This is a genomic window from Halogeometricum sp. CBA1124 (genome assembly GCF_009741955.1).
Classification (GTDB): Archaea; Halobacteriota; Halobacteria; order Halobacteriales; family Haloferacaceae; genus Halogeometricum; species Halogeometricum rufum.
In genome coordinates this window covers 1-7194 of sequence record NZ_WPCD01000185.1, presented here as the reverse complement: position 1 = coordinate 7194, position 7194 = coordinate 1, and the positions used below count along the sequence as shown (strand labels likewise).

Sequence of the window (7194 nt, the reverse complement as noted above, 5' to 3'; positions counted from 1 at the left end):
TGGCGCACGCGCGGTCGTTCCGACGTCGTTCCCCGGCCGACTCCAACCGCTCCCGGAGCCAGTACCCGTTCGTCGCCGTCACCGTCGCCTACACCGTGACCAGCCTCTGGGTCGTCGCCCAACCCGTCGCGCAGTCGCTGACCTGAACGAGAACCATGAACCAGACACAGATACAGCCCGAAACCGCCCTCGAACCGGACGAGACGCCCGTCTCGACCTGTCCGTACTGCGAGCGACCGTTCCGAACCGACCGGCTCCGCGTCCTCCACGTCGGCGAGGCGCACGCCGACGAGTGGACGCCCGCGGACCGGGCCGCCTACGAGGCCGCGCGCGAGGAGGAGGAGGACGACCTGTTCCTCTACCACCTGAAGGTGGTCGCGGCGCTCGGAAGCGTCTACGCCGCGTTCGTCATCCTCGGCATCGTCGGCTTCAGCATCGCCGGCTGATGCCCGCCTCAGTGACCAGTCTCGCCGTCCTCGGGGTCCGGCAGGCGCGCGACGTGCGCGGTGAGGATACCGACGCCGGCGAGGGCGACGACGCCGCCCACCGGAACGGCCGTCTCCGTGAACCCGGCGTACTCGCCGTAGAGGAGGACCACGAGTCCGGCGCAGGTGAGGGCCATCGACGTGCCGACCGTGAGTGACTCTCCGTCCATGTCTGTGTGGTGTGTTACCCCGTAACTACAAAAGCGCTACTCCGGCTCCCCGCCCGTGGCGGCGACGGCGACGAGGACGAAGACGGCCACGGCGACGGCGAGTCCGGGGCCGAAGACGAGAGGCGTCGAGAGCGGTCCGCCCACCACCTTCAGCATCATCACGGTGATACCGACGGCCATCGGCACCGAGAACAGGAGGGCGTATCCGAGGGCCGTCCGGTCGAATCGGCTCCGTCGCGTCCGGGCGTTCGCGGTCATGGTCACAGGATGGAGTACGACGCCGCGAACGTGAGCGCCAACGCCGCGGCGAGGCCGATACCGACGAGATACGTGAGAGAGCGTGGTTCCCACCGCAGGTGCTGGAAGTAGGCGGCGACGAGCACCGCCTTCATCGCCGACAGCACCATGATGAGACCGAACGCCGTCCAGTACGCGAACCCGGCGAACTCGACCAGCACCTGAATCGTCGCCGAGACGAACAACACCACGTAGATTGCCGTGTACAGTTTCGTGTTCATGTATTGTCACCTCACAGGATGTAGAACAGGGGGAACAGGAACAGCCAGACGATGTCCACGAAGTGCCAGTAGAGCCCGAAGTACTCCACCGAACTGGCGTCGTCGAGGTACGCCCCCCGCCAGCGCGCGCGACGAGGTACAGCGTCACGATTAGCCCCACGACGACGTGCGCGGCGTGCAGGCCCGTCGTGAGGAAGAACGTCGACGCGCGGATGTTCGTCGAGAGGCCCAGTCCCTCGTGGAACAGGTGGTTCCACTCGATGCCCTTGTTGACGAGGAAGCCCACGCCGAGGACGAACGTCGTGACGAGGCTGGCGACCACCCCCCACCGACTCCGCTTCTCCGCGGCGACGAGGGCCAACACGACGGTGAAACTGCTCGTCAGGAGCAGGTAGGTGTTCACCAGTCCGGGCACGGGATTCGAGGGAATCGGCTCCCACGCCGTCCACCCGAACGCGACGCGCGTGAAGACGTACGCGCCGACGAACCCGCCGAACAGCACCACGTCGCTGGCGAGGAATATCCACATCCCCACCTTGCCGTACTCCAGTCCCCCGAACGGCCACGCCTCGCCCTCGACGAGTTCGGGGCCGTGGAACGGTTCCAGCGCCATGAAGACGAGCGACCCGAGGGTGACGGTGCCGCCGAGGACGGTGGCCCCGAGGTAGACGCTCCCCATCGCACCCTCCGGGAAGGCGGCGTCGCGGAGGCCCGAGAGCCCGATGAACAGGAAGAAGACGCCGAGGCCGACGACGAACGGCCAGATGCTGGCGTGACTCGCGTGTTCTTCGTCGTGGTGGGCGTCCGGCGGCGTCGCCGTCGCCGTCGCGCGCCGCCGTCGGACCGACGTCCGACGAGGCTCGGGACTCGTCGGTGGTCGTCTCACCGCCGTCCGTCGCAGTCTCTCCACCGTCCGTCGCCGCTTCGGCCTCACCGCCGTCCGTCGCCGCCGACGACTCGCCGCGGAAGCGGAGCGACCCGTCGCGATACGTCGGCAGTCCGGGGAAGTTCTCCAACGGCGGCGGCGAGGGGACGGCCCACTCCGCCGTCGTCGCGAACTCCCAGGGACAGTCGCCGACGGGTTCGCCGGAGAACGCGCTCTTCGTCAGGTTGTAGAACATCACGACGAACGAGAGGCCGAGGACGAACGCGCCGACGGTGGCGAGTTGGTGCCATATCTGGAGGCCGGCGGAGTAGTCGAACACGCGGCGAGGCGTCTCCCACGCGACGAACAGCGGGAAGTAGAGCAGGTTGAAGCCGACGAAGTAGATTCCGAAGTGGAGTTTCCCGAGGAACTCGTCGTACATCCGGCCCGTTATCTTCGGGAACCAGTAGTAGAGGCCGCCGACCAGCGCCGTCACCCCGCCGACCATCACGTAGTGGAAGTGTGCGACCACCCAGTAGGTACCGCGGAACTCGTAGTCCAAGACGATGGCCCCGAGGAAGACGCCCGTGATTCCCCCGATGATGAACAGCAACAGCGCGCCGAACACGAACAGGAACGGCGTGGTGAAGCGTATCTTCCCCTTCAGCATCGTGTAGATGAGCGCGAACACCATCAGGTCGAACGGCAGCGAGATGCCGATGGTGGTTATCATGAACAGCGTCTTTATCTGGAGGTTGATGGTCGTCAGGAACATGTGGTGCATCCAGACGACGAAGCTCTGCAGGGCGACGAGCACCATCGCCGCGATGAACCACTTGCGCCCGACGATGCGCCGACCGGTGAACGTCTGGAACACCTCCGCCATCACGCCGAGGGCGGGGAAGAAGACGATGTACACCTCGGGGTGGCCGAAGAACCAGAACAGGTGCGCCCACAGCATCGACCCGGCAGGCGACTCCAGCGCGAAGTAGGCGGTCCCGAGCAGTCGGTCCGACGAGAGGATGATGAGCGCCGCCAGTAGGGCGGCGAACGCGAACAGCATCATCCAGACGGTGAGCAGGATGGACCACGTGAACAGGGGCAACCGCCTGAGCGTCAACCCCTCCGCCCGCATCGTGTGCATCGAGGTGAGGAAGTTCACCGACGAGACGGTGACGCTGGCGACGAACAGGACGAGCGCCAACACCGCCGTGCTCGCCCCCACGTCCGGCGTGAACGTGGGGACGTTCAACGGCGCGTACATCGTCCACCCGCCGGCGAACGTACCGCCCTGGAAGAAGGAGACGCCGAACAGGATGCCCGAGAACAGGTAGAGCCAGTACGACAGCGCGTTCAGACGGGGGAACGCGAGGTCCTTCGCTCCAATCTGGAGGGGGACGACGTAGTTGGCGAAGCCGAACGCGAACGGCGAGAGGAACCAGAACACCATGATGAGCCCGTGCGCGGAGACGGCCTGATTGTACGCCAGCGGTTCGAGCACCGTCGTCGTCGGCGTCCGCGGCGCCCACAGTTGGACGCGGAGCAACCACGCGAGGACGCCGCCGAGGACGAGGAAGAACAGCGACGTGACGATGTAGAGGATGCCGACGTCCTTGTGGTTGGTCGTGACGAACCACCGGCGAATCGTCCCCATGCCGGGGAACCCCGACTCCTCCTCGGCCGGGTAGTCGTCCGTCGTCGCGGGGACGGTCAGTTCGCTCCCGACGGCCGTCCCCCCGTCCGACCGGTGGCCGCCGTCGCCGCGGCGGTCCGCGTCGGACGCCGGTTCGGTCGCGTCGTCGCCGTCGGGGTGGTACTTCGTGTCGGTCCGTCGGTCGTCGGTGTCGTCGGTCCGGTCGTCGTGGCTCATGCTCCGGCCTCCGTGGTGTCGTTCTCAGCGCTGGCGTTCCGTTCGGTACTCGCGTACCACGATTCGTACTCCTCGGGTTCCATCACGACGACGTCCGCCGTCATGAACGAGTGGCCGGCCCCGCAGAGTTCGTAACACTGCGCGGTGTAGGTGCCCGTCTCGTTCGCGCGGAACCACGTCTCCGTCTCCTGACCGGGGATGGCGTCCGTCTTCACGCGCAACTCGGGGATACCGAAGTTGTGGAACACGTCGTCGGAGGTGACGACGAGTCGGACGGACCGGTTCTCCGGCACCCGCAGGACGCCGTCAGTGGTGTGGCCGTTCGGGTAGGTGAACCGCCAGCCGAACTGGTAGCCCTCGACTTCGACCTCCATCGTGTCGTCGGCCTGCGGCCCCTCCTCGACGAACAGGAGGGTGCCGTACGTCCACGAGACGAGCGAGATGACGACGATGGTACTCAGGAGGAAGGAGGTGAACAGTTTCTTCCCCCCGCCGCCGCCCGTCGGGAGTTCGCCGAGGACGGGGCGGTCCACGTCCGCGTCGTATCCGTTTCCGGCGCGGTACTTGTACGCGTTGTACAGCATGTAGCCGATGACGGCGACGGCGACGACCGCCCCGAGGAGCAGGAACACCTCGTAGATGCTCCTGAACACGTACGCGCGTGTCCCCCGGGGAACCAACCCCGACTGCAAGAGGACCGGGACGGCGTCACCCGCGGTACCGTGGTACATGTGAACTCTTGTCGATAATTATTATTAATCGTATTTATCTATTGCGTGGCGACCGGCCCGGACGACGCCGGACCGGCCGCTATCGAGGGGCGGCCGAGAGCGAAGACGGAACGAGGAGAACCGAGCGCGCGGTCAGACCTGATGCTGCGGGATGCCGGTCGTTCGGTGGAGGACCACACCGAGCGTCAGTCCGTACACCCAGTGTGCGAGGAGCGAGAAGAGGAGGAAGACGACGACGGTGACGGCTGCCGCGTCGGGCCAGAAGGCTGGGACGAACCCCGTCCAGAAGAACGTCGCGAACGTCGCGCCGCGGAGGTACCGCGGTTCCGCCGGCGGGAGGAACGCGCCGAGGACGAGGAACGTCAACGGCAGGACGATGGTGCCCCCCAACCCGAACAGGAGGACGCCGAGCGCCAGCGTCGGTTCGAGGCCGAAGAAGCCCGCGAACCCGGCGAACTGGGTTATCGGTTCGGTCTGGAACAGCCCCAACAGCCCCGGGACGCCGACCAGTACCGGCAGCATCAGTACCGTCCCGGCGAAGCCGCCGAGCATCGCGACGATGACGACGTTCCTCGTTATCGGTATCTCGAACGACTCCAGCGTCTCCTCGACGCCGACTGACTCTCGTTCCGTGAGTTCTCCACTCATGGTATCACTTGTCACGATAGAGTGTAGCAGATGATAAATGATTACATTTGTAAGATGATGAGAATCGGGACCGGCTCGACAGGAGGCGCGGGGCGGGTCGAACGGCCGCCGCCGACGGCAGAGCGCACACCTTTTGGTCGGGCGCGGAAAGCCTGCGTACATGTACGAAGTCGAGGTCAAACTCCCCGCCGACCACGAGGCGGTCCGCGAACGACTCGCCGACGCGGGCGCGGCCCACGAATCGAGCGTCACGCAGCGTGACACGTACTACGGCGCGCCGCACCGCGACTTCGCGGAGACGGACGAGGCGCTTCGCGTCCGCCGCGAGACGCGGTACTCCGGCGGGACGACTGACCCCGACGAGGGCGACGGGTCGGAGACGACGACGAAACTCACCTACAAGGGACCGCGCGTCGACGCCGACTCGAAGACGCGCACCGAACACGAGACGGTCGTCGGCGACGACGAGAGCGCCGACGGCGTTCTCTCGGGACTCGGCTTCGAACCCGTCGCGACGGTGGAGAAAGAGCGCGACTTCTACCGCCTCGACGGCTACACCGTCACGCTGGATGCGGTGACGGACCTCGGCGAGTTCGTGGAAGTCGAGACAGCGGCGCAGTCCGAAGACGAGATAGACGCCGCGCGCGACGGCGCGTTCGCCGTCCTCCGTGACCTCGGCCTCGACCCGGACGACCAGATTCGAACCTCCTACCTCGGCCTTCTCCTCGACGAGTGAGCCGCATCGCGGCGGGGGAATGCCCCACAGTAATACTTCGGTGGCCGATGTTTTCCGCAAGTTATAGCACCGAGTGGGTCCGAGGGGCAGTCAATGACCGAGCGGAACATCAAAATCGAGGCGGTCGAGCGACTGGCCGTCGAAGACCAGAGCGTCGAAATCGTCGAGCGAAAGGGCATCGGCCACCCCGACTCTATCGCCGACGGCATCGCAGAGAGCGTCTCCCGCGCCCTCTCGAACCTCTACCTCGACCGGGTCGGTAAAGTCCTCCACTACAACACCGACGAGACCCAACTCGTCGCCGGCGAGTCCTCGCCCGCCTACGGCGGCGGCGAGGTCATCGAACCCATCTACATCCTCCTCGTCGGGCGCGCGACCAAGAAGTACGACGGGAAGAAACTCCCCGTCGACGCCGTCGCCCTGAAGGCCGCCCGCGACTACCTCCGGGAGAACATCCCCGAACTGGAGTTCGGGACGGACGTCATCGTGGACGTGAAACTCGGCGAGGGGTCCGGCGACCTGCAGGACGTCTTCGGCGAGGAGACGGCCCAGATTCCGATGTCGAACGACACGTCGTTCGGCGTCGGCCACGCCCCCCTGACGGAGACCGAGAGCATCGTCCTCGACGTCGAACGGCAACTGAACGGGCCGTACGCCGAGCGACACCCCTACCTCGGGCCGGACGTGAAGGTGATGGGCAAGCGCGAGGACGACCAGATAGACATCACCGTCGCCGCCGCGATGGTCGACAGCCACATCGACACGCTGGCGGAGTACAAAGACGCCGTCGAACACGTCCGGGGCTACGTCTCCGACGTCGCCACCAAACACACCGACCGCGCGGTGAACGTGGACGTGAACACCGCCGACGACTACGACGAAGGGTCCATCTACCTCACCGTCACGGGCACGAGCGCAGAGATGGGCGACGACGGGTCCGTCGGGCGCGGCAACCGCGCGAACGGCCTCATCACGCCCAACCGCCCGATGAGCATGGAGGCGACGTCCGGGAAGAACCCCGTCAATCACATCGGGAAGATATACAACCTCCTCTCGACGGACATCGCCGAGGCCGTCGTCGCCGACGTGGACGGCATCCGCGACCTGCAGGTGCGTCTGCTCTCGCAGATCGGTCGCCCCATCGACGAACCGCACGTCGCCGACGCGAAAG

At 66.2% G+C, this 7194-nt stretch carries 8 protein-coding genes and 1 pseudogene; 3 read left to right on the top strand and 6 right to left on the bottom strand.

What is annotated here, in order from left to right:
- Window positions 1–155 precede the first annotated feature (155 nt).
- Window positions 156–446, top strand: a complete 291-nt coding sequence (locus GJ632_RS17335) for a hypothetical protein (RefSeq protein ID WP_089810665.1) — start codon at window positions 156–158, stop codon at window positions 444–446.
- A gap of 8 nt (window positions 447–454) precedes the next feature.
- Here GJ632_RS17335 and GJ632_RS17330 read toward each other — a convergent pair whose 3' ends face one another.
- The 6 genes and pseudogenes from GJ632_RS17330 to GJ632_RS17305 form a co-directional block, all read right to left on the bottom strand.
- Window positions 455–655 (bottom strand): hypothetical protein, encoded by a 201-nt coding sequence (locus tag GJ632_RS17330; RefSeq protein WP_191453609.1) that lies wholly within the window; start codon window positions 653–655, stop codon window positions 455–457.
- A gap of 36 nt (window positions 656–691) precedes the next feature.
- Window positions 692–913: a hypothetical protein gene (locus tag GJ632_RS17325; protein ID WP_191453608.1), complete on the bottom strand. Its 222-nt coding sequence runs from the start codon at window positions 911–913 to the stop codon at window positions 692–694.
- A 2-nt stretch (window positions 914–915) separates the two neighbouring features.
- Window positions 916–1173: a cytochrome C oxidase subunit IV family protein gene (locus GJ632_RS17320; protein ID WP_089810672.1), complete on the bottom strand. Its 258-nt coding sequence runs from the start codon at window positions 1171–1173 to the stop codon at window positions 916–918.
- Window positions 1174–1184: 11 nt separating this feature from the next.
- A pseudogene (locus tag GJ632_RS17315) lies at window positions 1185–3692 on the bottom strand (cbb3-type cytochrome c oxidase subunit I).
- Between the two features lie 212 nt (window positions 3693–3904).
- Entirely contained in the window at window positions 3905–4639 is a 735-nt protein-coding gene (coxB, locus tag GJ632_RS17310; protein ID WP_191453607.1) for a cytochrome c oxidase subunit II, read from the bottom strand.
- A gap of 132 nt (window positions 4640–4771) precedes the next feature.
- Window positions 4772–5287: a DUF6789 family protein gene (locus tag GJ632_RS17305; protein WP_191453606.1), complete on the bottom strand. Its 516-nt coding sequence runs from the start codon at window positions 5285–5287 to the stop codon at window positions 4772–4774.
- 160 nt (window positions 5288–5447) lie between these two features.
- Here GJ632_RS17305 and cyaB point away from each other — a divergent pair, with 160 nt between their 5' ends.
- Together cyaB and GJ632_RS17295 are read left to right on the top strand one after the other, a co-directional pair.
- Window positions 5448–6023 (top strand): class IV adenylate cyclase, encoded by a 576-nt coding sequence (gene cyaB / locus GJ632_RS17300; protein ID WP_191453605.1) that lies wholly within the window; start codon window positions 5448–5450, stop codon window positions 6021–6023.
- 93 nt (window positions 6024–6116) lie between these two features.
- Window positions 6117–7194, top strand: a 1078-nt coding sequence (locus GJ632_RS17295; RefSeq protein WP_191453604.1) for a methionine adenosyltransferase, incomplete at its 3' end; no start/stop codon positions are given.